The sequence below is a fragment of the Alteromonas naphthalenivorans genome (assembly GCF_000213655.1).
GTDB lineage: Bacteria > Pseudomonadota > Gammaproteobacteria > Enterobacterales > Alteromonadaceae > Alteromonas > Alteromonas naphthalenivorans.
The window spans coordinates 715,357-740,719 of sequence record NC_015554.1 but is presented as its reverse complement, the minus strand read 5'-3'; the positions used below and the strand labels follow the sequence as shown (position 1 = coordinate 740,719).

Here is a 25,363-nt window from a genome sequence, read left to right as displayed (position 1 = left end):
TTACTGCAGCAATATTCATACGTTTATACACTGTGCAAACATATGTAAGGATCGTGAATAGTCAGTAAATTAGCACAGGGCTTGTATGCACAATGTGCATATTCCATGGAGTTTGTTGATAAGAAAGAACATAGGGAACTGAAAACAAAAAGTACACCCGTTGATACGCGTAGCTCAGGTAAACCGTAAGGGATAGTAATGGTTTTTAGATAAAGAAATTAAATTTGCGTGATTATATTAAGAGAGGAAATATTTTTTGAGGGGTATTTTTAACACCAGAAGGCGCAGTGATAAAAATAAGTTACTGGCCCACCCAGTTGCCGAGTGGGCCATGAAACTGTAAACAAACGTTATATCAGTAAAGCTGTACTATTCAGAGAATGGACGTACAACAACTGTTTCAGCGTTATAAGAACGAACAAAGGCTGACATTTCTTTGTGGTTACAAATAATGGTTTCGCCTTCTAAGCCATGCTTAGCAAGTGCTTTTTCTGTACCGATTGAAACGGCATCTAGACATGCTTTTGAAGCGATATCTTCGTTTTTAGCAACAAGCGCGATACCTTTAGCTTCACTAGTAGTTTTATCACTGTATAAGTCAGCAAACTTTCTTAAGCTTACGTCATTACAAAGCAATGATGCACTGAAAGACGCAACATTTAATCCGTTGTCACGAATTAAGCGCTTTGCTGCTCTGTAGCCTTCTGTAGCGGCTGTGTAGCAAGCTTGTGTTTCAATGTTTTGATTAACTGGGTTTAAACGAACGTCTTGAGCAAAAGCATTTAAAGACGCTACTGAAGAGATTAGAGCAATGGCGAAAGTTGACAGTTTCATAATGTAATTCCTATTGTGTAACAAAATTAGAGTTTTCTTAAGCAACGAGTACATTATGACCAAAAATTACGTAAAAGAAAGCTTATTTCGTAATTAAATTACAGAAAAAGGCAAAAAACTGTACTTTTCACATCAATTCTGTAAGTTTTTTACAAAAATTAACCTTTCTAACAATCGTTGTTACAAAATGCGAATATATGTAACGTACATTATTGTTATCTAATATTGGATACGGCTGTATTCAGCAGCTTAAAGGTAGATTTTGAAGTTATTAAAATGCCCAAGCGATATATTGCGCTGACCTATGAAATGCGAGGGAGTGGATATGTATTCACAAATTTGCATCAGATAAGTCATGAGGTCACTGAAACAAAAATGCCCACCGGTTTCGTGCGGCAGGCATCAATGATTAAGCTAATAGCCGTGGTGGCTTTTATACTTTTGCGATTAGGTGATTAAATCGTGCATCCAGTTTAGAGAAGGAAGTTTTCGATCTTGCTGGTAGAACAAACGGTTTAACCTACCTAAAAGGTTAACCGGCCTAGATGGATCGTGAGATTTAACCCTATGAGAACTTTCATTAAGCATAAACTCCCAAGGTTGTAGATTCATCTCATCAATCTCTTCTTGGCGAACACCTAAGCTTTTAAGCGTAGACAAAATACGTTCTGTTTTGCTTTCTACAACTGGCAATATGGTACTGCCGTATAAATCAGTTAAAGGCGCGTTAATAGCTGCCAATGTGTGGTTGATTGCCGACCACACCATGTCGTGGTCAAACTCCCAATCACGGGGCGCATAATAACCTTCTATTTCCCACTCTAGCTCTGCATTGCTAGCCGCAATACTGCTTTCTGCTTCTGGCGAGAACGACAAGTCAGGGCGTGCGCCAATATTGTATGCATCTACGCTCATGGCAACACAAATTACCAGATCGCCACATATTTCTTTATTTTGATACAAGGCTTCAAATGCTGCCCGCTTAACTCCCATCCACCCGTGCACTTTCGAAGGTTGCTCTACAAAATGACGCACATCGTTGGGTAAGTCTTCACCATAAAGATCGATTAGCAGTGGCAAGGGGCTTTGCTCTGGTGCCTCATCAGGCATCCACACTTCATACTCTTGCCGATTATCTGCTTTTCCGCGGCTTTTAATACCGTAAGATAAATTTACAGGCCGGCAGATACTCCTGTCTTCATCAACTTTATGAAAATACTCAGAGCGCATTCGCTTGATAAAAGGGGCATCTAAGCCCGCCAGTGCTGCAGTAGGATAGCGATAACCAATCTCGCTGTGCTCAACCATCGTGAGTGTAGGTATGGCTTTTTCAAGCTTACTCTTTACGCCCTTAAGTTGCTCTACATTTGGTAATACAATACTTCGCTCTGGCTCAATAGTGAGCCGACGCCCATCTTCTGCAACGAACTTGGGGGTTTTGTGAAATTCGTACTCAGAAAGGCCGAGGCCTTGCACCGCGATGTTACGATAACGCGACAATTCACTGAAAAGCGCGGTGTGGTTACGAATATGTTTAAACAGGGGGCGGTTTGACGTCATACTACTTATTCCATGTCACGTATTTAAGTTGGAAAATCTGTGCGTATCTATGCAGCCGTTTTTCGGTAATTCCAATGACAGTGTGCCACAAAGATAGCATCAGGCAAGCACCTCCGTGCTCGTACCTCTTTCCTCACTTATTTATATTTAAAAATTCATACCAGACTTCAGCGCCAGCCTTATCGTACTCTTCTACTTTTGCACGAAATGCTTTGCGAAGGTCAACATTAACCAATGGGGCTGGAAGCAGCGGGTCGAACACCAACCGTTTTAGGGCATTGTCGCCGACGGTATAATATTCCTTTGCTGCATCATCTAGTGATAGGCCTTCTATACGCTTACGCGACCGCGCGAGTTCAATTAATCCTTCTTCATAGCTAGCTTCGAGGTTTTTGGTTTGCCATAACCCTGCTGCTTTTTTTTCCGTCGCGTCTGCGAAGTCAGATGCGTTAAACACCACAGCACCTTTATCTAACCCCAGTCGGTACAAGCGCTTTCGTGTTGCTCCTACCGTATCGTTAAGGTTGTTCGGCCTAACATAAAAGTCTGCTGAGAGCTTTTTCAAGCCCATTAATTTAAGCGCCCTGTCTTGTGCACGTGTGGCCTTACGATCACTCTTTGCTAATGCGGTAGTCAGCACGGTAAGCCAATCACCACGCCATTCGCATAATCTAGACTCTGCCGTATGCCAACTGCTGATCTCGCCAGCAAATTGCTCCCCTTCTTTGCCTAACTGATAATAACCACGCTCCACCACCTTCAGCAGTTTAGCCGACTGTAAGCGAGTAAGGGTAACGCGTATGTTATTTTCCGAAATGCCAAACAAGGCGCCTACTCTTACCGCGCTTGCGGCATCCATTTTTATACCGGGGCGTGAACCAAGTAGCTTCATTAACAAGTGGCGGGCTACGGGTTTACCGGTAGGTTTTTCGGGTAACATATTGCTTTACCAATCTTTTAGTAATTAATACGACATCAAGTGAGCACTTTACCTAAATGCCATGCATTTACAAAGTATATCCTTTTTCCGCTGTCTTACTTGCCCATAAGCATTTGAACCTACCCACTTAAATATAAGCACGTGAATATAAACTCGTGTTCAAGAGCACTTAAACGTAGCACTTGAACGTAGCACGTAAACTTAGCGCTTAAACAAAACACCTAAATACAGCCCTTGTGCAGAACGTTTAGCGTAAAGCCTCTTGAACCAGCTTTCTTACTACAAGCAGCCAATTTAATTACAACATTTGACACAAAAAGACACAACTAGTAATGTTTAATGAATTTTCAAGGCGAGTTTATTATGTCTGCACCTACATTGTTCAATACCCATGTTGTTGAGAATCAGCCTCTTCCCTTACCCGCTTATAACTTGTGGCAGGACGACCCACTACTTAAGTGCGCTGTAATGGCTAATGTAACGTCGCCACACGCTGACGTAGCATTACAGCTAGATGTATTTGGGCAAGTCGCTGGCTTTGAATTAATGGAGCATGGCGAACTTGCTAATAAAAATAAGCCCGAGTTTCATCCTTTCGATCGGTATGGTCGCAGAATTGATGATGTAGCGTTTCATCCTAGCTATCACGCACTTATGAGCGCGGCTATGCAGGGTAACGTTCATAACTACTCGTGGCAAAATGAAAGTCAGCAAGGCGCGCATGTCATAAGAGCCGCGTTAATTTTCATGCAATATCAAGCTGACGCGGGCACAACATGCCCTCTTACCATGACCCACGCCGCTATTCCGGCACTACGACAAGCCAAAGGCTTACCAGATTATTGGGTGAATAAAGTCGTTCATGGGCAGTACGATGACCGCACCTTGCCAGCAGAACACAAGCATGGTCTGTCCATTGGTATGGGAATGACCGAAAAACAAGGTGGCTCCGACGTTCGCCGCAACACAACCACTGCTACAAAACAAGAAGATGGTAGTTACCGTATTGTAGGGCACAAGTTCTTCTTTTCTGCTCCCATGTGTGACGGGCACTTAATTCTTGCGCAAACTGGCGCTGGCCTAGGGTGCTTTTTATTACCAAGAGTTATGCCTGATGGCACCTTAAACGAAGTACGTATTCAACGTTTGAAAGACAAATTGGGAGACTGGAGCAATGCTTCATCAGAAGTAGAGTTTCAAGGCGCTACTGCGTATTTAATAGGTGAAGAAGGTAAAGGCGTACGGGTGATTATCGACATGGTGTCTCTTACTCGCCTTGATTGTATGATTGGCTCTTCGGCTACTATGAGACAAGGGTTAGTACAAGCCTATCATCATGTTAGTAATCGAGAAGCCTTTGGTGCAACACTTATTGACCAGCCTTTAATGCAAAATGTCATCGCCGACCTGACTCTTGAATGTACCGCATCATTGGCACTTACCATGCGGGTCGCTCGCGCCGTTGATGCCAGTAAAACCAATCCGAAAGAAGCCGCACTAGCACGTATCGCAACGGCGATTGGTAAATACTGGATTTGTAAGCGAACCCCGGCATTTATTAACGAGGCCCAAGAGTGCTTGGGGGGCATTGGCTATGTTGAAGAGAATATTTTGCCTCGGCTATATCGCCAAGCTCCGCTTAATTCAATTTGGGAAGGCAGTGGTAACGTACAATGCTTAGATGTACTTCGCGCATTGCACAAAGAGCCAGAATCTAAAGCGGCACTTTTTGATTTATTGCATAGCGCAAAAGGGAGAAATGCCTGCTACGATAACCACCTGCAAAGTCTTTTAGACGCTTTCGAAGATACCGCCACCCTAGAAATTCGCAGCCGTTTAATTACAGAGCATACTGCTATTGCCATGCAAGGTGCCTTGCTTCTAAATGAGAGCGATAGCGTGATGGCGAACACCTTTTGTGAAGCAAGGTTAGGCAAACAGCAAGGCTTAGCGTTTGGAACACTGCCTGCTAACGCACCTTTTTTAGATATTATTAAAAAGGGAATGCTTAGCAGTAGCAACAATTAAAACGGGTTAGTACTGAAACCCTGTTCACTTAAACGGGCATGGGCTGTCATCGCAGATAAGTCCATCTCAACGCCCTCTATTAGCATTTCAGAACTTACATCATTAGCGGCTGAGGATTGTCCGCAAACGATTACTCGTACGCCTTTATCCATAAGCGCACGCAATAAATCTAAGTTGCCGTTATCTTCACCTTTTTTCTTTTGATAGGCCGCGTTATTAATCACATCAAGCGTGGCTGAGCCGTGAACCACTAACGCGAGTTGAATATTTTCAAGCTTAGCGCCATTGGTGACATGCATATTAATAAAGGCTATGTTCTGCTAAATTGTTGCTATACTGTATATGAATACAGCCATTGAGGATTAATCATGCTCCCAGCACAATTTACAAAGCTTATAGCCGAGTTAGAACACTTAACAGATAGTCAAACCCGTTATGTTGAGAAGCTGCTGAAAGGCACTGATAGCGTCTCACAGTTGATAACAGAGCTTGAGGAGCGGATGGTTGAAAACCCTGAATGTCCGCACTGTCATAGCTCACTGATCAATCGGCACGGCAAGGTAAACAAGATGCAGCGTTATCGCTGCAAGAACTGCGGCAAAACCTTTGTAGCGACAACGGCGACACCGCTAGCTCGCCTGAGGTACAAAGAGCTTTGGTTAGAATATATTCGCTGTATGCTGGACAGTAAGCCATTGCGTAAATGTGCCGAAGAATGTGGCCTCCACCTTGAAACATCGTTCAGGTGGCGGCACCGATTCTTGGCACTACCATCAGCACTGAATGCGAGCAAATTAGAAGGCATTATCGAAGCAGACGAAACACTTTTTCCCTACTCAGAGAAAGGCTCAAAACGGATGACTCGTCAGCCCCGTAAAAGAGGGGTGAAAGCGAAAAAACGAGGGCGTTCAAAGGATGATTGGGTGCCAGTTTTAACGGTCAGAGACCGAGCTAAGAATACGTATGAAGCCGTTGTACCAAGTGTTACATCGGCAGCTCTGCATCAGGAGCTAGCAGGAAAATTAGAGAAAGACAGTGTGTTGTGTAGTGATGGCTATAAGCCCTACATAGCTCTTTCTGAGAAAAATGATTTAATACACAAGCGCTTAGATGTGGCAGGAGGAGTTAAGGTGATAGATAAAGTCTTTCACATTCAAAATGTTAACGCCTATCACAGCCGTCTGAAAGCGTGGATAAAACGGTTTCACGGAGTAGCCACAAAATACTTGGAACACTACCTAGGTTGGTTCAGGTTTATGGATAATCCAGAAAACCTTAACGAAAACAGGCTCTTTTCGATTCAACAACAGTTAATCCGAACATAGCCTTAATAAAACGAGCTAGTGAATCAAATTTGCGGTTAACCTTGCCCACATCAGCCCCTTTGGCTACATCGAAGGCGACTTTAAATTGTTGCTGAGGCGATACACTCACACCTGGCACAGGTGCATGCTTGCCATAGTTATTAAAAACGGGGCCTGCGGCAAAATCATCAGTGCCCGCATGGGCAAAAAAAGGTGTCGATAAAGCGGTTATTACGGCAAAGGATGACGCTAAAAGGGGTAACGATTTCATGCATGCTCCACGTTGTTATTTTAAGATAAAAAAAACGCCCTACTCACCAAATGAATAGAGCGCGTTTACAATTCAGTGAAACTATTTACTCGCTGTTTTCAAACTAGCAGCATAGTCTTGAGCCTGTTGAAGCACTCTTAATGCATTACCACTCCATATATCTGCTAAGTCTTCTTTGGTATAGCCCTCTTCTAACAATCGCTGTGTGATCATGGGTAAATTAACCACATCCATCATATCGTCTACACCGCCGCCGCCATCCCAGTCAGCGCCAATACCTACATGCTTGGGCCCTACAATTTCTAACGCATGTAAGAAGTGTTTCATATACACATCAAACGACGCTTTAACCGCGGGATGCTCATGCTCTATTTCCCTACGCTTCTCTAATAAACTTTCATGGTCAGCACCTTGTTTAACCATGGCCATCAACCCCTTGTAAGCTTCTTTTCGCTCAGGATTTTCAGGCAATGCAGTAAGGTAGTCGCTGTAAGCATTCATTTGAATGACACCGCCCGACTCGGCTAGCTGCTTGAGCAAGTCGTCGTCAATGTTTCGCGGATGATCGTAAATTGCTTTCACGCCAGTATGCGACAATATGATGGGCGTTTTGGACAATTTAATCATGTCTTTCACCGTTTCATCATGAGCATGGGAACCGTCTAACACAATCCCCAATCTATTTGCTTCGCTCACAAAGGTTTCACCTAACGGCGAAAGCCCACCCCACTTTACGCCTTCGGGATCGGTAGAACTATCACCAAGCTGATTGTTTTTGAAATGTACCGGCCCCGCCATTCGTAGCCCAAACTTATAAAAAGTTTCAAGTAGGCTCATATCCGTCCCGAGGGGATAGGAATTTTCCATACTCATATAGACAATATGTTTGCCGGCTTTTTTGATCTCACTAGCATCATCGGGCTCTAGTGCTAATGCAAAGGTTTCTGGATGTTCGGTAACCATGGTGCGAACAGCAAGCGCCCGTAGTAAAGCGGTATCACGGCTTTGTTGATAACCTTCTGTCGTTAGCGGGCCTTGTGGGGTGTAAAGCACCCAAAAACCACCATCTAGCGCCCCTTCTTGCATTCTTGGAACGTCCACTTGTGAAAAGTCATGTCCATAGGTATGACGTTCCATAATATCAAACCCGGGCCTGACCAAATGGGCGGGCGTATCTAGGTGGGTATCTAAGGTCACGAGTTTTCGCTGAATAGCTTCAGCCTCTTCTAGAGATACGTTATCGGCTGCCTGTGTTACAGAACTCGCCATCGCGGTTCCAAGGCCTAAGGCTACCACTACCCCAATCATTGCTTTGTTTAATTGATACAGTTTTGTATTCGTTTTAGTTGTCATGTTAGAAAGCCACCGTTAATGATGCTTGAACATTGCGTGGGCTTAAAGGGCGATAGAAAGCCGATCCTACAAACGCAAACGACAATACTTCCTTGTCGAAAAGGTTATCTACGTTTAACCGTAAGCTCACATTTTCAGGCATACCAAAAGGGTTCACACCGCCTAAATCCACATAGGCACTTACCGTGGTGTAGCTATCCATTTCATAGGTTTCGGCGTAATCGGTATAACGACTGCTGGTATATTTTGCCGATACGTTCGCTACTAGCCATTCTGTTGGCTCGTAGGTAATGCCTCCTGTCATCACCCAGTCTGGGCTATCAGCCAAGGCACTGCCTTCAGGATTACTACCAAAGCCATCTACTAAGCTGGCATTTTTGTACGAGATATTGGCATTCATGTATAACTGTTTTTTGAATACGTCAGGCTGATAAACACCTGATAATTCAAAGCCGTAGGCTTCTGAAGCGCCGCCATTAATATAGAAGCTCTCTGGCTGCCCAGTGGCGGGGTTTAATACGTTACTGGCAAACAAACGATTATCAAAGCGGGTATAGAATAACGCTAATGCCGCGTTAAAGTTTTCTTTGTTGGTACGGTAGCCTAATTCAATATTATCGGCTTCTTCACCTTCGGGAGTATCGGGTTCAAAGCTAACCGCATTGTCATAAATGTCATCTGTACCATTAGGTAGCGCGTAGTTTTTCGAGTAAGACGCGAAGAGTTGGTCGGTGTCATTTAGGGTGTATACCGCGCCTATTGAAGGTAAGAAATGGTTACTAAATTTGCCGCCCACAGATTGAGGCCCATAGCCCGCTTCACCGTCAATTTCGTAATCATCATAATCACGATATCCATCAAGTGAATAATCCACACTTAAAGACTTTATACCCACTTCAAGCTTTAAATTATCGTCCATTAAGCTAATGGTATCTTTCACGTACAACTGCGTAGTTTCACGTACCGAGGTATAATCTCGACGATAATATGCCACCTCATCCCAAATCACGTCACCGTCAGCACTACCGCCGGTTTTATTCAAACGCTGTTGCGTACGATGGTAAGTGTCTTTTTCCTGCCAGCCACCAAATTGTATATCGTGGGCATCGAGCGTTAAGTTGAAATCAGCAACAAAGCCTTTTCTATCACCACCTACTGACGATAAGCCATATTGCACGCCGCGTGGGTGCACTACATCTAGCCCTGCTGCCGCCTGATCTTCATAAATACTTAAGGTGTTACTGTAAGAATCGGGAGAAACACCATAACCATCTTTATCTTCAAAATAATAAGTACCGGTAAATAACAAGTTATCTAACAAGTAGGTTTCAAGCTGTGCAGAATAAAGCTTATCGTCGCGAACGTTTACGCGGTCTTCGTAATAACTTGTACAGTTACTGCCGGTGAACACAGGGGTAAAGTCGCTTTCATCAGCCACTCCATCTTGGTTGAAATCGTAAACACCGGGTAGTGGTGCAATACAGCCTTCCGGAATGGCATCTAAGTAGCTGTAATAATAGTTATCGTCAAAAGTCGCTTCGGTACCTGATGGCGAATCATAATCGAAGAAGTCATTCGCCACATAGCTAACGGTAAATGTAGTCTCGTCACTAAAGGCATAAATTGCTTTACCCTCAATGTGTTCTCTGTCGATGGTACCTGGCCCGCGCCATAAATCGCTGTCGGTTTTCGAGCGACTTACATAAGCCTTGAAACCATTAATATCTCCGGTTTCTAATTTAACGAAAGAGCGATTTAAATCATCATCACCAATGGTATAAGACATCATGCCACCGGCTTCGTCAGACGGGTCTACCGAATAGTACGAAGCTATAGGCCCTAAGGTAGAATAACTTGGTGCGGAAACATCGCCTGCACCTGGAGAAGCCACTACAGACGCTAAGTTCTCATTATCTACATATCTGAAAATAGGGCTACCGCCGAAAGCATCTGAACGCCCCATTGGAACGCCATTTAGCACAAAGCCCATCTGACTCAAATTGAATGCGCGCACATTCACAGAGTTTCCAAACTCATATAACCCTAATGCACCGTCCGTTTGCACATTAAACCCTGGTAAACTTTCTAACATTTTAAGCCCAGATATACCGCCTGGGGCCGACAACAACGCTTCTCGGGTAACGGCCAGCGTATTGGTCACTTCACCCGTACCAATGGCGACCTCGGTAGTAGAGATACGACGCCCTACTACTTGAATTTTTTCTTCTTCAGTTTCAGCACTGGCGGTTTCACTTTCTTGTGCATACGCAGGGCTGACGGCAAACATTGCCGCAATAGAGACACTTAATAGTGTGGGACGGAACGTTTTATTGGTTTTTATCATGAGTGTGTTTCCTGCTTCAACTGCTACTACGTACCAACTCGGAGGAAAACCGAGTGGGAGTTCTATCAACACATCACAATAAACATACCAACAACGTTAGACTTTAGTATAAATATAGGCGGCATTTTAATCAGGCGAGCAGCCACCTAGCCTAAGCAACTCATCTGATGAGTTCATTCTCAATCGTTTTGGAAGATAACCATTCACATTAACCACCATTACGTTATAGCAATGCACCAAGAGATCGCCGCTGGTAATGAAAGGTGCACCACAACAGTGAATTACTTGCCTTAAAAAATTAAAACACTCTTTAATTTTAAACAGCTAAGACATTAAGTCTGTCGTGCCGATCACGCTATTTTTACAACACATTATTGAGTGTAAAAACTGCGGTATGCTTGCTATTCACTTTTGCAATTTTTATATTGCTTAAATAATGACATCAACCAACTAATTCAAACTTCATGGAACCGAATTACGCCAATTACTCCTACAATGAGTTACTAGAGGTACTAGAAACTATTGACCATCACGCATACCCCGAGCGAGTCGATAGCATTAAAGCTAGATTAGCTACACTAACTCAGAACAGCACTAGCGCATCTATTCGCGGAGACTACAAAGATATTAGCCTCATACTATTTTTATTTAGTTCGGTAATTGGTGCGGTATGCGCCTGGATGCTATTTAAAGAAAGCGAAGATGATTTTAGGCATATAGTTGGCGCCTTATTGCTACCCGCTTCCCCTTTTTTATATTGGTATTACAAGAAAAAGTGGAAAATTCACGCTCAGGATCACTTCATATTAAATGAAGATGGCGTGCTTTATTGCTTAAAAGGGCAAGATGCTAGATTAGTATGGGTTGATATTACGTCCATCGAGTACTCCCGAACCAGATATCATACCAGCGTATCTTTTGATTCAAATAACAGAGAAAAACGTATCTATATTGATATACAAAAATTCCAGTGTAGTCGGACAATGGTAGAAAACTTCATTAGACAAAAAGCCATCGAACACGATGTGCCGTATCATAAAAGCACATTGTGGAGAGGCAAAAAGCGAATAGTATAAGCAAGGTCCTCATCACTCCTAAAACCCTTGATAAAAGCGGCTTATTTTAAAGACCTTGCGTTGATGATATGAGTCTTAAATTATGTTTCTTAAGCTTTACGCTTGGGAATATCTGCTGTAATGCTTAAGTAAAATAGTTAGTTTACGCCAACTTAGCGTTAAAAAATGCAATGGTTCTAGACCATGCTAGCTCAGCATTGTCTTTGTCAAACCGCCCAGTAGAATCATTATGAAAACCATGATTCGCGTTTTTATACATGTGCATTTCATACGACACATTATTTGCTTTCAAATCTTCTTCGTATCCTGGCCAAGTTGCATTTACTCGCTCATCTAATTCACCAAGTTGAATAAGTAAAGGCGCCTCAATATTTTTACGTAACTCTTTGGCTGCTGGCGTACCGTAAAAAGGAACACCTGCATCTATAAGGTCGCTATCGACGGCAGCTAGGTAATTCACCATGTAACCACCAAAACAAAACCCCACAGCGCCTAATTTTCCATTAGACAATTCGTGCGCTTTGATAAATTCAGCGGCGGCAACAAAATCATGCTCTATTTTTGAACGCTCTAGACTACGCTGCATCGCGCGCCCTTCGTCATCGTTACCCGGATAACCGCCTAACGGAAATAAAGCATCGGGAGCAAACGCGATAAAACCTGCCTTCGCAAGCCTTCTGGCTACATCTTTAACGTAAGGGTTTAATCCACGATTTTCGTGTATTACCAATACTACTGGCGCTTTTTTTTGCGTGGTTTCATTTTGGGTTAAAGCATTTGGGACCACTAAATATCCCTTACCTTCGCCGTGTCCATGGGGTGAAGGAAAGGTTTCGTAGATTGCGGTTATGTCGGGATCGTTAAAGGATATTTGTTCAGCCAACGCGTAATTAGGCAGTAATGACGAGGTTAAGAAGGACATGGAATAGCCAAGGGCAACTAATCCTGTGAGTTTGGTCATGAATGTGCGTCTGTCCATGCCACCGTGGGCATAAGCGTCGTACCAATCGAAAGCTTCTTGTGGAATGGCTTTGTTTTCCTGCTGAAGGCTCATAGTTAATCCTTAATGACACAAAGTGGTAATGCTCGGTAAGTGAACTGCTAGTTAATAACTAAATAAGTGTGGGTGTCCAGACTAATATCCGACTAATATCCAATATATTATGAAAACAGGCGCACTTTTGCGCCGTACCGCATTTATGGCGAAGGTAGTCGTAAATGTAGTGCAAATAGGTTTCATTACTACTAGGAAGGCGTTAACTTTACTCCAATATCACTATTTTGATACGTCATTATGATGTAGTAAACCATGAGGCTTGTATGGCAACGTTAAAAGAACAAACTGAAGCGAAGGTTGAAGCTGGCCGTAAAGGCAACCCAGATTTCATGAAAGGGGTTGATGCAGAAATAGCAAAAGCTAAATCGTTTCAGCAAGGCAGTGATGCATTGGCATTGGGTGATAAAGCACCTGAGTTCACGCTGCCAGATGCAAAATTGAATACTGTTTCACTCACTTCTCTATTAAACCAAGGGCCTGTTGTAGTCACTTTTTATCGCGGGAGTTGGTGTCCGTACTGTAATTTGCAGCTTCGTGCCCTACAGTCTCGATTAGACGATATTAAAAGTCTAGGGGCAACGTTAGTGGCTATAAGCCCGCAGGTGCCCGATGATTCGCTCAGTGAAGATGAAATTAGCAAGATGGATTTTATCGTATTGTCAGATCAAAGTGCCAAAGTTGCAGGCCAGTACGGCGTAGCATGGGAAGTGCCTGAATTTCTCATTGAGCACATGAAAAATGATAGGCAACTCGATCTAGAAACCATCAACAACGGTAATGGTAACATTCTGCCTATTCCAGCAACCTTTGTGCTCAATCAAAATGGCGACGTAACCTGGCGTTATGTGGATGTTGATTATAGAACTCGTTCAGAGCCGCAAGATATTATTGATGCACTTAAAAGTATGTAAGCCTATTTGCTTGCAATCTAGAGAGTAAGATACTAGACCTCGGTAGATATATTCAAAACAGCAAAAAGGTGGCCATGGCCACCTTTTTTAAATTATGTGCTGAGCAACAACAATAAAAACAAAAACGACATACTCAGGCTTCAATTTTACCTCTTACTACTTTTTTGTATTCGCTGCGGCCAAATCAATAATTTCAACGTTAGTATTAAATTTACCATTGGTTAAAGCATTGTTCATTTCATCGGGATCTTTAGCATAATCTTGTACAAAGGCTAAAATATTTTGATCGTTACAGGTAACATTTTCAGCAATATAGCGCTTGCTCAAACCAGAATCTTTAATCGATTTGTGCAATTGAATCTTGCTACCTTGTGCTGCAACAACACATAATTTAGAAGATACTGATTCGTCTGCTGCAAATAAAGAATCTGCTGCGTTTGCCATACCAATAGTAGATAAAGAAAGTGTAATTGTAGCTAGTGTTTTAGTGAGAGTATTCATCATTGTCATCCTTTAGGTTAAGTCGAAGTTAATTTTGCAACCTAAATGCCAATATTTTTAAATAAGTAAAATCAACAAGTTAAGCCGAATCAGGGTATTTATCGGATTTTAACCATTCTCATTAACACTATTGAATAGTCATTCTCACTAAATTTTAGCCCTTTATAAAAGTGCATGTTCGTATGCCAATATTTACCTTCTTCGTAACCCACTAAAACGGTAATTTAAATAATTACCGCAACATCAACAACTCGACACTAATTGTAAATAATCTTCTGATGCCATCTCTATCAACCGGCTTTTAGTGCGCTCAAACTCGAACATCAGTGAGCCGCTAGTATAAATCTCATCCTGAGGTACGTAAGCCGTCATGACCAAGTTAGTTTTACTGTCATAACATTCGTCTACCAATGCAATAAATCGGCGTAATGCATCATCCATTGGCGCTAAAACCACTTCCCGCTCTCCGGTTTCAGCAGAGGCGATGTTGATATTCGAACCATTATCTTCAGTGCCCCGCGCTTTAATTCTCTCGTATGCCTGGCCACTCATAGGCGGTACGTTGAACACTAATATGGTTTTGTACAACTTGGCTAACTCTACGTAATCAAAGTGACTACGAGGCCCTTCACACAACGAGGAAAAATCAAAGCAAACTGCCTTATGGCTTATGCCTGAGTTGCTTGTATCAGCGTCACTTTGGGCGATGATATTAATAGTTCGCCCCAACACCGTTACGCTTGACGCCACATCATTGAATGTTAAGTCGTACTGACGAAGGAGGGTTTGATGCAATTCCGCCTGCGCTTGCAATGGCTTAGGTAATTCGAAATAACGTTGAAGGTAATTAAGAGCACGCTTTCTATGATCTTGTTCACCATTAAGATGCAGCACGTGTAAATGGGCTTCAATGGCCGCGATAGCGGGTAAAAAACGTGAGCGCTGTAATCCATTTCGATAAAGCTCGTTTGGCGCACAATTGCTGGTACACACCACTACCATGTTAAGTTCAAACATGTACTGCAGTAAGTTACCTAGTAACATGGCATCGCCAATATCAGAGACAAAGAATTCGTCAAAGCACAGAACCTTGTACTGCTTACTTAGCTGCTTGGCAATATGGCGCAGGGGCTCAGACTTACCGGATAGCTCAGTAAGACGCTTATGCACATCCTGCATAAAATGATGGAAATGTTGTCGTTTACACAAAGCGCTAGGCAAACACGCGTCTAGCAAGTCCATTAAAAAGGTTTTGCCCCGCCCTACCTTGCCCCACAAATAAATGCCTTTACTCTGTGGTTGCTTACTTTTATGAGAAGCGTCTTCGTGAGCACCCTGTAACGAAAGATACAGTTGCTGAAGTAATACAATGGCGTGTTCTTGTGATGGGTCTTTTTGAAGTTTACCCGAATCGACTAACGCTTGATATTTGGTAAGCGGTGAGGACCGTTGCATACAGGTTTTTAAATGATTGTTGCCGAGGAAGATAGCGTTGCGCGTATGTTTGAACTTTCAAACTATTACACTCTATGAACACAGTGCAAAGCGCAACGCTCGATGATTACCAGCTTACGCTTAAGAGGTTTTACCCCACACTGAACTTGGCTTATTGGCTTTCTCTTTCGCTTTCTCTTTCGCTTTTTGGGCCTGCATATCCGCTTTTACGTTCTCGCGTACTTGCTCTTTCGTATGCGCTGTTTTTTTCGCATCAGGGCGGTATTTTTTCACCATGCCTTGCAATAAATTTCGCACAACTTGGTCGCCAGCCACTTTATAGTTTCTGTGATCGGGTTTTCTGAAAAACGCAGAAAGTTCGTTCTTGCTTAATCTGAAATCAGCCATTTGAAGCGCGTTAATCATGTCTTCGTCTTTGTAGCTCATAGCAATACGGATTTTTCGAAGCACTTCGTTGTTACTCAAACGCTCACCGGCTTTTAAAATAACAGGCTCAACACCTTCTTGTTTGCCACGTCTTTTAATGATTAAGCCGTCTAAGAACAAAGAAATGATTTTGTCTCTGCAAGGTAGATACCCTTCTTCACCTTCTTTTTTCATAATTGAATGAAGGTAGTCTACATCCATGTCGTAATCTACTAACTTGAAAATACCGATAGCAGCGGTATCGTTAATTGCCAAAGCAAAACGTAGGCGTCGTAGAACATCATTGTGGATCATGGTTTTTAGTCTTAATCTAGAGGTGGCTCATTTATTATGGCGTAGTTTATCGCAATGGCTAATAGACCGCGAATTAAAAGCGCGGGTTTGCGTGATTTGATTCGGCTTTATGTTTAATTCGTGTTATTTACGGTAATAAATCGATCCTAATTGGTGGTTTTCTTCTTTAAACTACTAAAGCAGCTCTTTATTCGGCGTACTTATGACACCAACAAATAAAAGTAAACATACGGCAAGCAAACCCTTTTACCTGATTTTAGTCTTATTGGCGGTAAGCTTCTTAGCTGGGTGTGCCAGCAAGGGCCCCCAAATTAACATTGATGAAAGCCAAAATTTTGCTGAAATCAATACATTTTTTGTTCGACCACCACTTAATAGTTTGAACCCAGAAATAGAAAGCCAACTTACATCAGCGATTAGCCGAGCTCTTATCGCCAAGGGGCTCAAGCCCTCGCCAGAAGAAGGGGCAGATGTACTGGTAGGTTTCCTTCCTTCTACCGCCAGTGAAGAAAATGACACGCGGTTAAATCTAGGATTAGGCTCGGGTGTGTTTGGGCGTTCTGGTGGCATCTCTCTTGGCAGTATATTCAGCGTACCTATTGGTGAGCGTGTGACGCAATATCAAAATCTTCAAATCGACGTAGTAAGAGGCGATACCTTTATTTACAGTGCGTTGGGTAGTGTAGAAGTAGAATCTACCGATTCAGTCACTATCCAAAATAAACTTGGCGAGTTAGTGGCCAATTTACTTGAAGCCTTTCCAGCAAAATAAAAGTCACTTATGTCGGGCACATGACATAATGAGAATAGTTAGCTTGCTTGTTATAAGACACTCTCTTGTTTTCATCGTAGGCTATAAACTCTATACAGAAGGTTTTTTATGAAAGTTATATTATTTGCTATCACACTTTTTCTCACTGGATGTGCAAGCACTAACGGCTTAGCGGTTTTCTCTTTTTCAAATGCTGAAGTTCAGTCGTTGCTTACCAAGCAAATGCCTAATTTAACTGAAAACGTTAATCTTATGGGCTTGCCTGTACAGCTCAATGTGAATGATGTGAGCGTAAATATTGGCCCAGATAACCGCGATGTCATATCACTGGGGTTAGACACAGGGGCAGAAATTAATGCTTTCGCCTTTAAATATCCGGTACGTTTAACCTTTCAGATTGAAGGCAGCCCTTACTATGATAGTGAGCAAAAAGCCGTATTTCTCCGCAACCTTAATTTACTCGACTCAAGCGTAGAAGCAGGAAGCTATAAGGGGAATCTAAAACCATTAAACAATGAAGTGATGAATTTACTCAACGCTTTTCTGGCGGTTAACCCTGTTTATAAATTAGATATGAATAACCCTAAAGTGGCGCTATTAAGCAAAGTACCGCTAGACATGAAAGTGGTTGAGGGTGCTGTTCAATTAGTACCAAGAAACTGGAATAACTAGGCCATAATAAAAAATAATAATAAGGTAACGCATGAAAATTAGCTTAACACTGCTTCAAATAGCACCTCGATTAGTCGCACTGGGCACCTTAGCGCTAATAATGACGCCAATACTAATGCCAGCAACCGCTTTTAGCGCAGAAAAAATGGCGACTGTCCCTATTATTCAGCCAGCCCCTTTAGTGTCGATTGCCAGCCACGATAGTTTTTTTGACAGTATACGCGCGCTGTGTGGTAAAGCGTTTGCGGGGAAAGTAACGGTTGATAACCAGGCCCACTAGCAGCATGACTGATAAACCTTTGGTTATGCATGTCAGGCGCTGTAAAGACGATGTGTTATATATCCCCTTCCACGTGGGTGAGGATGCATCTCGGACGTGGATCATTACAAAAACGGGCTCTGGGTTGTCGCTCAAGCATGATCATCGCCATAAAGATGGTAGCTACTCGGAATCGACCATGTACGGCGGCCATACCCTTGATGCTGGTTGGCCCCAAGTTCAATCTTTTCCCGCCGATGCCTACTCTAAAGCCTTGTTTGCGAAAAGTGGCATTCCCCAATCAAGCTCCAATATTTGGCAAATGTTTATTTACCCGGAAACCTTTACCTACCGATTGATTAGAGAAGGCAGAGAGTTCCGGGTCGATTTTGATTTAACCCAACCTATACCCGTACCTGCGGCACCATGGGGCTATGCTGACTAAGTTTGGCATTACAAGACGGGGCGCCTTACGCTACTTAGCTAAATGCGGGGCGCATACCTTAGCCGTTTGCTTAGCATCGAATATTTCAATCCAATAATCATCTGGATCTTTAATAAATGCGATGCCTTTCATCGAACCATCGTTAGGACGTTTTTGGAAAGGGACACCTAGCGCTTCAAACCTTTCACATGCAGCGTCTAGATTCGGTACGTGAAAGCCAATATGACCAAAGCCTTTCGGTTCGCTATTGCCATTATGATAATGAACCGTGTCTGCGGTATCGCCCCAGTTATGAGTGAGTTCTAACATGGCTGGACGACCAAAGGTTTGGGCGGTTCGCTCACTGTCATCTTTGCTAATATCAGAAAAATCGTCACCCGCTGCTAAGAAATAAAGGCTAAATTTCATCCCTTCAAAGTCAAGACGTTTTAGCAAGGTCATTCCCATTACTCGTGTATAAAAATCGAGTGAACGTGCAGGGTCGGCAATACGTAGCATGGTCTGGTTGAAAATAAACCCTTCTGTCGCCTTATCCTTGTCTTCACACAATCCTTCGGCGTTATCAAAATGTCGGCTCATTGAAATAGTATCCTTAGTTAAGTGACTTCGTCAGTGCTTTAAATGGGGGCAATCAAAGCTATAAGCAACAATGAAAGCAGCAATAGATGTTTTATTGTACAACGGCTTAGACTATTGGACCTTTGATAGCAGCACATTCTCTCTGTTAGTACAAAGCCTGAACATTTATACTTTGTTTATTCAGTTGGCATAACCCGAACTCATAGTAAATGCGCTTTTTTGTTTTGATCCTGTTACTGGTCATTTGTACTTCCGCCCGTTCGCAGCAGGCTAGCCCCTTGCCTTCTCAGGATGAAGCTTCATTTCAGCGCGCTGAAACATTACTTTCCCAGGCACAACAAGCACAAGATTCCTCACCAAAACGCAGCACTATATGGGCTAATCAAGCCCTAAAAATATCGGAAGAAATAGACGACGTTAGCACGTCAGCACAAGCGCATTTTCTACTTGGAAAACTAACGAGTCGAACCGATCAATACAAAAAATCACAGCACCATTTTTTTACCGCGTCAGCTATATTCGAAAAGCTCAACGATACGGAAAATTATATATCGTCGAATGTGGGCTATATCGATGTATTGGTGAAAGATAAACAATTCACCAAAGCGGAAAACGCGATTACAACGCTAGTGCCATTGGCTTTTCAATACGGCGTAGATTTCCCTATTGGGATTACCTTAAAAGCCAAAGGTGATTACCATTTCGCACGGGCAGAATACACTATTGCGGTTGTGCAATATTTGATGGCTATTGAATATCTTACGGTCAACGAAAGCCACATTCAGAAACTAAACGCAAGAACCCTCGTCAGAATTGCTGAGGCCTACAAGCGATTAGAAAACCGAGAAAAAACCGTTGAATATTATGAAAAAGCATTAGCTATATATACAGACTTAAATGAAATAAAGTCTATGGCACGTACCTTTAATACACTGGCTGAAGCACAACGATACCTTGGTAACTTAGTACTTGCGCTAGACTACGCATTACAAAGTTTAGCCCTTCACGGCCAAATAGATGATGCTGAGGGCCGCGCTAAAGCGTTGATGGGAGCAGGGATTATTTACCGCTACATAGGCCGCTATGAACAGTCTTTAAAGCATGTACATCAAGCTCATAAGTATTATAAGAAGGTCAATGATGCGACGGGCATAGCAAAAACGTCGAATCAGATAGGTCATATATATTTTAGGCTGGAACAATTCGACCAAGCCCGCTCGTTCTACATGCTGTCCATTAGCTTGCCAGAGGAAAAAGTTGAGCCTAAAACCCTTGCTACCGCGCTAGAGAAAGCGCGATTATCGATTACAACAAGGGTAACTATGCTTCGGCAACCTTGTTAGCGCAAAAAGCAGATGATATTTATCGGGATAGCAATGACAAGGCAAAGCAATCAATAACCCAGCGAATATTGGCGAACATCAAACGAGACGAAAATAACGTTTCCGGCGCGCTTGATTATTATAAAGAATCACTGGCTTTAGCCACAGAGATCGAAAGTGATTTTTATCAAATTAAAACGCTCATTCCATTAGCAGGTATGCTCATTGATACCGACATGGAAGAGGCTATTAAGCTGTTAAAAAGCGCCCTGACATTAGCACGTAAAAATGGCTACAAAGCCTATACGTTAGAAAGTTATCGTTATTTGCGACTAGCAGAGAAACGTAGAGGCAATACAGCGGCATCTTTACAATACGCTGAACAAGAAATTGCCTTAAGCGAAGTTATTCAAGAAGACACCAGTAACAACGAACTCGCGCTGGAGAAAGCCAAGCTACATTCATTAAGACTAGAAATAGAGTTAGAAACTCTGCGAGAAAAAAACAAACTCGATAAACTTGAACTGGCCCGAAAGAACAATGAAATTGAGATAGCCCAGCAAGCCACCACCATTTCAGAACTTGAATTAACTAAAAATAGATATGCCAGTGTCGCATTAGCATTGTTATTGGCCGTTTGTTTAGCAGCTATACTGTTAATTTATCGTCGCTTTATGTTGTCGAAACAACACAACAGGGAACTCGACTATTTAGCCACGCGAGACCCATTGACGAACTGCTTTAATCGCCGCGTTCTGTTTGATTTAATGGAACGAGATTTTGCAAGAAAGCCAAAGCCTGAAGACTATTGCGTGATAATGATAGATATCGATTATTTTAAATCTATCAATGATAGTTACGGGCATACCATCGGTGACTTAGTACTTCGAGGCGTTGCTAAAACTTTACAAAAGTGTGTTCGTCAGAACGACATTGTTGCAAGGTTTGGTGGGGAGGAGTTCTGCATTGTATTGCCAGATACCTCCTCACACCAAGCCATGCGTATAGCGGAAAATATGCGAGAAACTATTCAAGTTTGTCGCTTTGATGATATCGCGATTACCTGCAGCTTAGGCGTATCATCTATTCGCTTTAACGCGACGACGCCTTCTGAGTTTATAGACCAAGCCGATCTCGCATTATTTAAGTCGAAATCATTAGGCCGTAATCGGGTCACCTTGTGGAGCGAGGCTCTTGCTAGAGCGCAAGACTAACGTAACTATACAACGGTAATCACATCTTCCATTGGCAAACGTGCTTTAGGTAAACCGTGGTTCCAGTCCTGCTCTTCGTCTGCATAGCCAAGTGCAAGCGCCACTTCACAAACATGTCCGTCTAACTCTTCGCTAAACAATTCACCAATCAAGTCAGCGTCCACGCCTTCCATCGGTGTAGAAGCAATACCAAGGCGGGCTAGAGTGTGGAGCAAGTTTCCAAATGCTAGATAAACTTGAGCTTTTGTCCATGCGCCGTTGTAGCCGTTCTCATCAGTATTAGCTTCTGCAAAAGCGTAAGCCCCCATAAACGAGTCTCGCATTGCTTCTGGTAAGTGACCAGACGCCACTTCAGCATCAACACGTTTAACAAATTTCTCTTTGGTAAACTTAGGGTCGTAAGCAAATAAGATTGTGTGAGATGCTTCTTTTGCATGCAATTGGTTGAACTGGTGCTTGTTAGCAAAAGTGTCGTGTAGGCGCTGTTTTGCACTGTCACTTTCAACCACAACAAACTTCCAAGGTTGAGAGTTTATAGAAGAGGCTGATAACCTTAATGCTTCCAATATAGTGGTTAAGTCTTCTGAAGAAATACGTTTGCTACTGTCGTACTTTTTAACGGTATAACGCTGGTTTAAATCACTGATAATTTGGTTAGACATAACTAATTCCTAATATTTAATGCGAATACTTTAGATGCAGAGAAGTTTAACGAGTTATACTAAAGACGATAAGCCCAGTAATGATTGAATGAGTTTAAACAAATTTTTGATAATGGAAGCGCAGGCTAAACGTCTATTTTTCACTGCCATACTAGAAATAGGAGGCAGACAATAGAAAATCGCGCTATTTTTGAAATCACTATCGATACTAAAGAGCAGTAATGACAGAGCAGCAGTCTCTATCAATTAAAAAGAATCTAACAATACGCCTGTTACGTGTACTTAGGTACAACAAGGCAAGAGTAGAACGTGCACTTATGCTTATGCCTGCTGAGCACAAGCCGTTGTTCCATGTACTGCCGTTTTTACTGCACGTAAATCATCCTGAGCTTCCAGGTTATATTGAAGGCGAAAATATTCCCTTTGGTATTCATAACTACTCATTTCGCGATGTTGTTGAAAATGCACTTTTGCAATGCTTCCCAGATAAGCGTGATTTGCTCTCTGATATCAAGCCTCTGTGGCCCCGTCAGCGAGCGATTGATGCGTTAGTGCTTATGGGAAGTATTGGCACCATTGCACAAACTGACACCTCTGATTTCGACTATTGGGTGTGCGTCGATGGTAAGCAACTATCAGAAACATCGCTTACTAAACTACAAGAAAAATTAACTGCCATTGAAAGTTGGGCAGACCGCAAATTCGGTATAGAAGTGCACTTTTTCCTATCTGAAATTGACAATGTGCGACGTAACGACTTTGGTATTGCCGATGGAGAAAGCGCAGGCTCCGCTCAATCCCTGTTTCTTAAAGCTGAGTTTTACACCACCAATATTGTAGTGGCTGGAAAGGCTCCTTTTTGGTGGTTAACCCCAGAAAAAACAAATGATCAGCAATATGCAGCATTAAAAGATCACCTAGAAGAGGGTGGATCTCCAGATTTAAGTTGGTTTATGGACCTTGGTAACCTTGAAAAGCTCGACGCCAGCGAGTTGTTTGGTGCTGCAATATGGCAGTTAAGCAAGGCCATGGATTCGCCGTTCAAGTCGGTACTAAAAATAGCGAAGTTAGAAGTTTATCTTGCTCATATTGAGCACGGTCAGCCTTTATGCAGCTTGCTTAAAAAGCATGTTCACCGAGGTGCCGAAGCACCTGGACAAGTCGCAGTTATCGACCCTTATGCGCTGATGTTCGACCAACTTATTGAACATTACGAAAAAGAGGGGCAGCCTGAAGACATGTTATTGCTTCAACAGTGCCTATACCTCAAATGCAATTGCAAACTCAGCCAACCGCCGCTACGTGGCGAAACCTCAACGTTTAAACGCAAGATAATAGCGGCCTATGCTAAAAAGTGGGGGTGGACAAAACAAGACCTTTACCATTTGGATAATCAGCACGAATGGTCGTTTCACGAGCGGGTTCAATTAAGCCGACGAATTCATCGATTTCTTTTGAAATGCTATCGACGTATTTCAAGTCAGCTTGGTGCTGAACAACAAACCATGAGTAAAGAAGACATGACCGTACTAGGTCGTCGACTGAGTACGTTTTATGGCAAGAAACCGAACAAAATTGAATTTCTACGCCGCGCGTTTGATGAAAACCTTTACTGCGAAACGGTAACCGTGGCGCTAAAGCACAGTAAAACAGGGCAAGAAACTTGGACTGTGTATGCCACAGATATACTCAGCAAGTCGGGAAAAATATCGCAAAATCAGAAGATAACGCAAACATCCTCTGCTATTGAGTTAATTGTATGGTGCGTAGCAAATCGTATTATCGACGCAAAAACCACCATCTACCTTGATTACAATGCCACAGAGGTAAGCGAACTGGATTTGAACGACTTATTGAAACATATCTGCCGCTACTTTCCGCCCATTAAAGTCTCTTCGCTGCAAAGAGATAATTTGCTCACTAGCGCTCGCATTACAACCTGCTTAGCTGTTGTAAATTTCAACACGCTCAGGCAAAAGGCGAGCGTTGAAGAGGTCTCTGTGTTGTATACCACGTCGTGGGGCGAAACCTTTTTATTCCACGGAAAAGATGTGCTTGATACACTCTGGTTTGAGCTTGAAGAAACGGAGCCTGCACCGCCTTGTTATGCCATGGTGCCTCGCGGAAATCAGCAGGCTCGCATTCAGGGTGAGTTTTTAGAATCCACTGGTGTGAGTTTTTCACTTATTCACTAAACACGTCCCCTGTGTTCTCCCCCTTCTATTCTGCGCCTCTCTTTATTGCCAAACAGTCACATTGGCCATAAGATTCCTTCTCTTGAGCCTGAAAAAGCTAATATTTTTTTGTTTATCTAGGTATGCTAGAAAACAAAACTACGTATTACGTTGTGGGGCTACCATGCTAAAAACTAAAACCCAAACATCCGTTCTCCCTTTTGTTTTGTCAGTAACCTTGCTGTGTACCCTGCTAAGTGCCTGCACTAACGTTACTACCACTACTCAATCGGCAAAGTCTCTCGATAAAAAACTCACCGCAGAACAACTCATCGAGTCTCTTGATTTAACCGGCCACGTTGAAGGCGGTTTTTTTCGCCAAACTTTTAAAGCAGATCACAGGCCGCTAATAAGTACAGAAAACGGCGATAGAGTGAATATGACCTCTATTTATTACCTGCTAAGTGCCCAATCTCCTATCGGACATTTTCATATGAATCGTTCTGACATCATGCATTACTTCCACATGGGAGACCCCATTACGTATTACCTCATTAACCAAGATGGCAGCCTTGAAACCCATGTATTAGGCCCCGATCCTACGCAAGGCCACAAGATGCAAATGGTGGTAAAAGGCGGAACCTGGAAGGCGTCAAAAATACTGACTACCGGCTCCTATGGTTACGGCCTAATAGGAGAAGCGGTAGCGCCTGGTTTCGAATATATTGATATGCAGTTGGGCGAACGCGCTGAGTTAATTAAGCAATTTCCTCAGCACAGTAAGCTCATTACATCGTTAACCCGATAAAAGAAGTCGCTCGCATTGTTCGAAGGTCAAACCTAAGCGCGCTTATGATAAAAACACTTTTACCCTAAATAGCCATCTACCCTACAACTACATCAACTATCA

22 protein-coding genes and 2 pseudogenes are annotated in these 25,363 nt (G+C 42.8%); 11 read left to right on the top strand and 13 right to left on the bottom strand.

The window, feature by feature from the left end:
• Positions 1-369: 369 nt before the first annotated feature.
• From AMBT_RS03165 to AMBT_RS03150, 3 genes are all read right to left on the bottom strand, one after another.
• Entirely contained in the window at positions 370-834 is a 465-nt protein-coding gene (locus AMBT_RS03165; RefSeq protein WP_013783136.1) for a hypothetical protein, read from the bottom strand.
• A gap of 447 nt (positions 835-1,281) precedes the next feature.
• Positions 1,282-2,394, bottom strand: a complete 1,113-nt coding sequence (locus AMBT_RS03155) for a hypothetical protein (RefSeq protein ID WP_013783134.1) — start codon at positions 2,392-2,394, stop codon at positions 1,282-1,284.
• 133 nt (positions 2,395-2,527) lie between these two features.
• On the bottom strand, positions 2,528-3,334 hold the full coding sequence (locus AMBT_RS03150; protein WP_013783133.1) for a PaaX family transcriptional regulator: 807 nt from the start codon (positions 3,332-3,334) through the stop codon (positions 2,528-2,530).
• 363 nt (positions 3,335-3,697) lie between these two features.
• Between AMBT_RS03150 and AMBT_RS03145 the strand changes: the two genes are divergently transcribed.
• The gene (locus tag AMBT_RS03145; protein ID WP_041452483.1) at positions 3,698-5,362 is read left to right on the top strand and encodes an isovaleryl-CoA dehydrogenase; all 1,665 of its coding nucleotides are present in this window, start codon (positions 3,698-3,700) and stop codon (positions 5,360-5,362) included.
• Here AMBT_RS03145 and AMBT_RS03140 read toward each other — a convergent pair.
• Positions 5,359-5,661 carry a DsrE family protein gene (locus AMBT_RS03140; protein WP_013783131.1) on the bottom strand — a complete coding sequence of 101 codons (303 nt, stop codon included), beginning with the start codon at positions 5,659-5,661 and terminating at the stop codon, positions 5,359-5,361. The two genes, AMBT_RS03145 and AMBT_RS03140, sit on opposite strands and share 4 nt — an antisense overlap.
• 69 nt (positions 5,662-5,730) lie before the next feature.
• Between AMBT_RS03140 and AMBT_RS03135 the strand changes: the two genes are divergently transcribed.
• Positions 5,731-6,687 (top strand): IS1595 family transposase, encoded by a 957-nt coding sequence (locus AMBT_RS03135; protein WP_013783130.1) that lies wholly within the window; start codon positions 5,731-5,733, stop codon positions 6,685-6,687.
• On the opposite strand, the gene AMBT_RS03130 is transcribed toward AMBT_RS03135, so the two are convergent.
• The 3 genes from AMBT_RS03130 to AMBT_RS03120 form a co-directional block, all read right to left on the bottom strand.
• The gene (locus AMBT_RS03130; RefSeq protein WP_041452482.1) at positions 6,638-6,937 is read right to left on the bottom strand and encodes a hypothetical protein; all 300 of its coding nucleotides are present in this window, start codon (positions 6,935-6,937) and stop codon (positions 6,638-6,640) included. The genes AMBT_RS03135 and AMBT_RS03130 overlap by 50 nt on opposite strands.
• Before the next feature lie 81 nt (positions 6,938-7,018).
• Positions 7,019-8,290, bottom strand: a complete 1,272-nt coding sequence (locus AMBT_RS03125) for a dipeptidase (protein WP_013783128.1) — start codon at positions 8,288-8,290, stop codon at positions 7,019-7,021.
• Position 8,291: 1 nt separating this feature from the next.
• Positions 8,292-10,634: a TonB-dependent receptor gene (locus AMBT_RS03120; RefSeq protein ID WP_013783127.1), complete on the bottom strand. Its 2,343-nt coding sequence runs from the start codon at positions 10,632-10,634 to the stop codon at positions 8,292-8,294.
• 464 nt (positions 10,635-11,098) lie between these two features.
• On the opposite strand from AMBT_RS03120, the gene AMBT_RS03115 reads away from it, so the two are divergent.
• A complete protein-coding gene (locus tag AMBT_RS03115) occupies positions 11,099-11,710 on the top strand; it encodes a hypothetical protein (RefSeq protein ID WP_013783126.1) in 612 nt (203 codons plus the stop codon).
• Between the two features lie 142 nt (positions 11,711-11,852).
• Here the strand turns inward: AMBT_RS03115 and AMBT_RS03110 are convergent, their stop codons facing one another.
• The gene (locus AMBT_RS03110; RefSeq protein ID WP_013783125.1) at positions 11,853-12,764 is read right to left on the bottom strand and encodes a dienelactone hydrolase family protein; all 912 of its coding nucleotides are present in this window, start codon (positions 12,762-12,764) and stop codon (positions 11,853-11,855) included.
• Between the two features lie 266 nt (positions 12,765-13,030).
• On the opposite strand from AMBT_RS03110, the gene AMBT_RS03105 reads away from it, so the two are divergent.
• Positions 13,031-13,678 carry a peroxiredoxin-like family protein gene (locus AMBT_RS03105; protein WP_013783124.1) on the top strand — a complete coding sequence of 216 codons (648 nt, stop codon included), beginning with the start codon at positions 13,031-13,033 and terminating at the stop codon, positions 13,676-13,678.
• A 156-nt stretch (positions 13,679-13,834) separates the two neighbouring features.
• Here AMBT_RS03105 and AMBT_RS03100 read toward each other — a convergent pair whose 3' ends face one another.
• From AMBT_RS03100 to AMBT_RS03090, 3 genes are all read right to left on the bottom strand, one after another.
• Positions 13,835-14,182: a DUF3718 domain-containing protein gene (locus tag AMBT_RS03100; RefSeq protein WP_158306759.1), complete on the bottom strand. Its 348-nt coding sequence runs from the start codon at positions 14,180-14,182 to the stop codon at positions 13,835-13,837.
• A gap of 240 nt (positions 14,183-14,422) precedes the next feature.
• The gene (gene zapE / locus AMBT_RS03095; protein WP_013783122.1) at positions 14,423-15,634 is read right to left on the bottom strand and encodes a cell division protein ZapE; all 1,212 of its coding nucleotides are present in this window, start codon (positions 15,632-15,634) and stop codon (positions 14,423-14,425) included.
• Positions 15,635-15,754: 120 nt separating this feature from the next.
• A complete protein-coding gene (locus tag AMBT_RS03090) occupies positions 15,755-16,354 on the bottom strand; it encodes a YehS family protein (protein ID WP_013783121.1) in 600 nt (199 codons plus the stop codon).
• A 202-nt stretch (positions 16,355-16,556) separates the two neighbouring features.
• Here AMBT_RS03090 and AMBT_RS03085 point away from each other — a divergent pair, with 202 nt between their 5' ends.
• From AMBT_RS03085 to AMBT_RS03075, 3 genes and pseudogenes are all read left to right on the top strand, one after another.
• Entirely contained in the window at positions 16,557-17,126 is a 570-nt protein-coding gene (locus AMBT_RS03085) for a DUF4136 domain-containing protein (RefSeq protein ID WP_013783120.1), read from the top strand.
• A 108-nt stretch (positions 17,127-17,234) separates the two neighbouring features.
• Positions 17,235-17,798, top strand: a complete 564-nt coding sequence (locus tag AMBT_RS03080; RefSeq protein WP_013783119.1) for a YceB family lipoprotein — start codon at positions 17,235-17,237, stop codon at positions 17,796-17,798.
• A 115-nt stretch (positions 17,799-17,913) separates the two neighbouring features.
• Positions 17,914-18,502, top strand: a pseudogene (locus AMBT_RS03075) (hypothetical protein).
• Between the two features lie 30 nt (positions 18,503-18,532).
• Here AMBT_RS03075 and gloA read toward each other — a convergent pair.
• Positions 18,533-19,081: a lactoylglutathione lyase gene (gloA, locus tag AMBT_RS03070; protein WP_013783118.1), complete on the bottom strand. Its 549-nt coding sequence runs from the start codon at positions 19,079-19,081 to the stop codon at positions 18,533-18,535.
• 278 nt (positions 19,082-19,359) lie between these two features.
• Here gloA and AMBT_RS22340 point away from each other — a divergent pair, with 278 nt between their 5' ends.
• Positions 19,360-20,424, top strand: a complete 1,065-nt coding sequence (locus tag AMBT_RS22340) for a tetratricopeptide repeat protein (RefSeq protein ID WP_158306758.1) — start codon at positions 19,360-19,362, stop codon at positions 20,422-20,424.
• Positions 20,418-21,617: a GGDEF domain-containing protein gene (locus AMBT_RS22335; RefSeq protein ID WP_013783116.1), complete on the top strand. Its 1,200-nt coding sequence runs from the start codon at positions 20,418-20,420 to the stop codon at positions 21,615-21,617. The genes AMBT_RS22340 and AMBT_RS22335 overlap by 7 nt, the downstream gene beginning before the upstream one ends.
• A 5-nt stretch (positions 21,618-21,622) precedes the next feature.
• On the opposite strand, the gene AMBT_RS03055 is transcribed toward AMBT_RS22335, so the two are convergent.
• A complete protein-coding gene (locus AMBT_RS03055; protein WP_013783115.1) occupies positions 21,623-22,279 on the bottom strand; it encodes an NAD(P)H-dependent oxidoreductase in 657 nt (218 codons plus the stop codon).
• Positions 22,280-22,500: 221 nt separating this feature from the next.
• Here AMBT_RS03055 and AMBT_RS03050 point away from each other — a divergent pair, with 221 nt between their 5' ends.
• The gene (locus AMBT_RS03050) at positions 22,501-24,474 is read left to right on the top strand and encodes a class I adenylate cyclase (RefSeq protein WP_041452481.1); all 1,974 of its coding nucleotides are present in this window, start codon (positions 22,501-22,503) and stop codon (positions 24,472-24,474) included.
• 283 nt (positions 24,475-24,757) lie between these two features.
• Positions 24,758-25,261, top strand: a pseudogene (locus AMBT_RS03045) (cupin domain-containing protein); the annotation flags it as partial.
• Positions 25,262-25,363 lie beyond the last annotated feature (102 nt).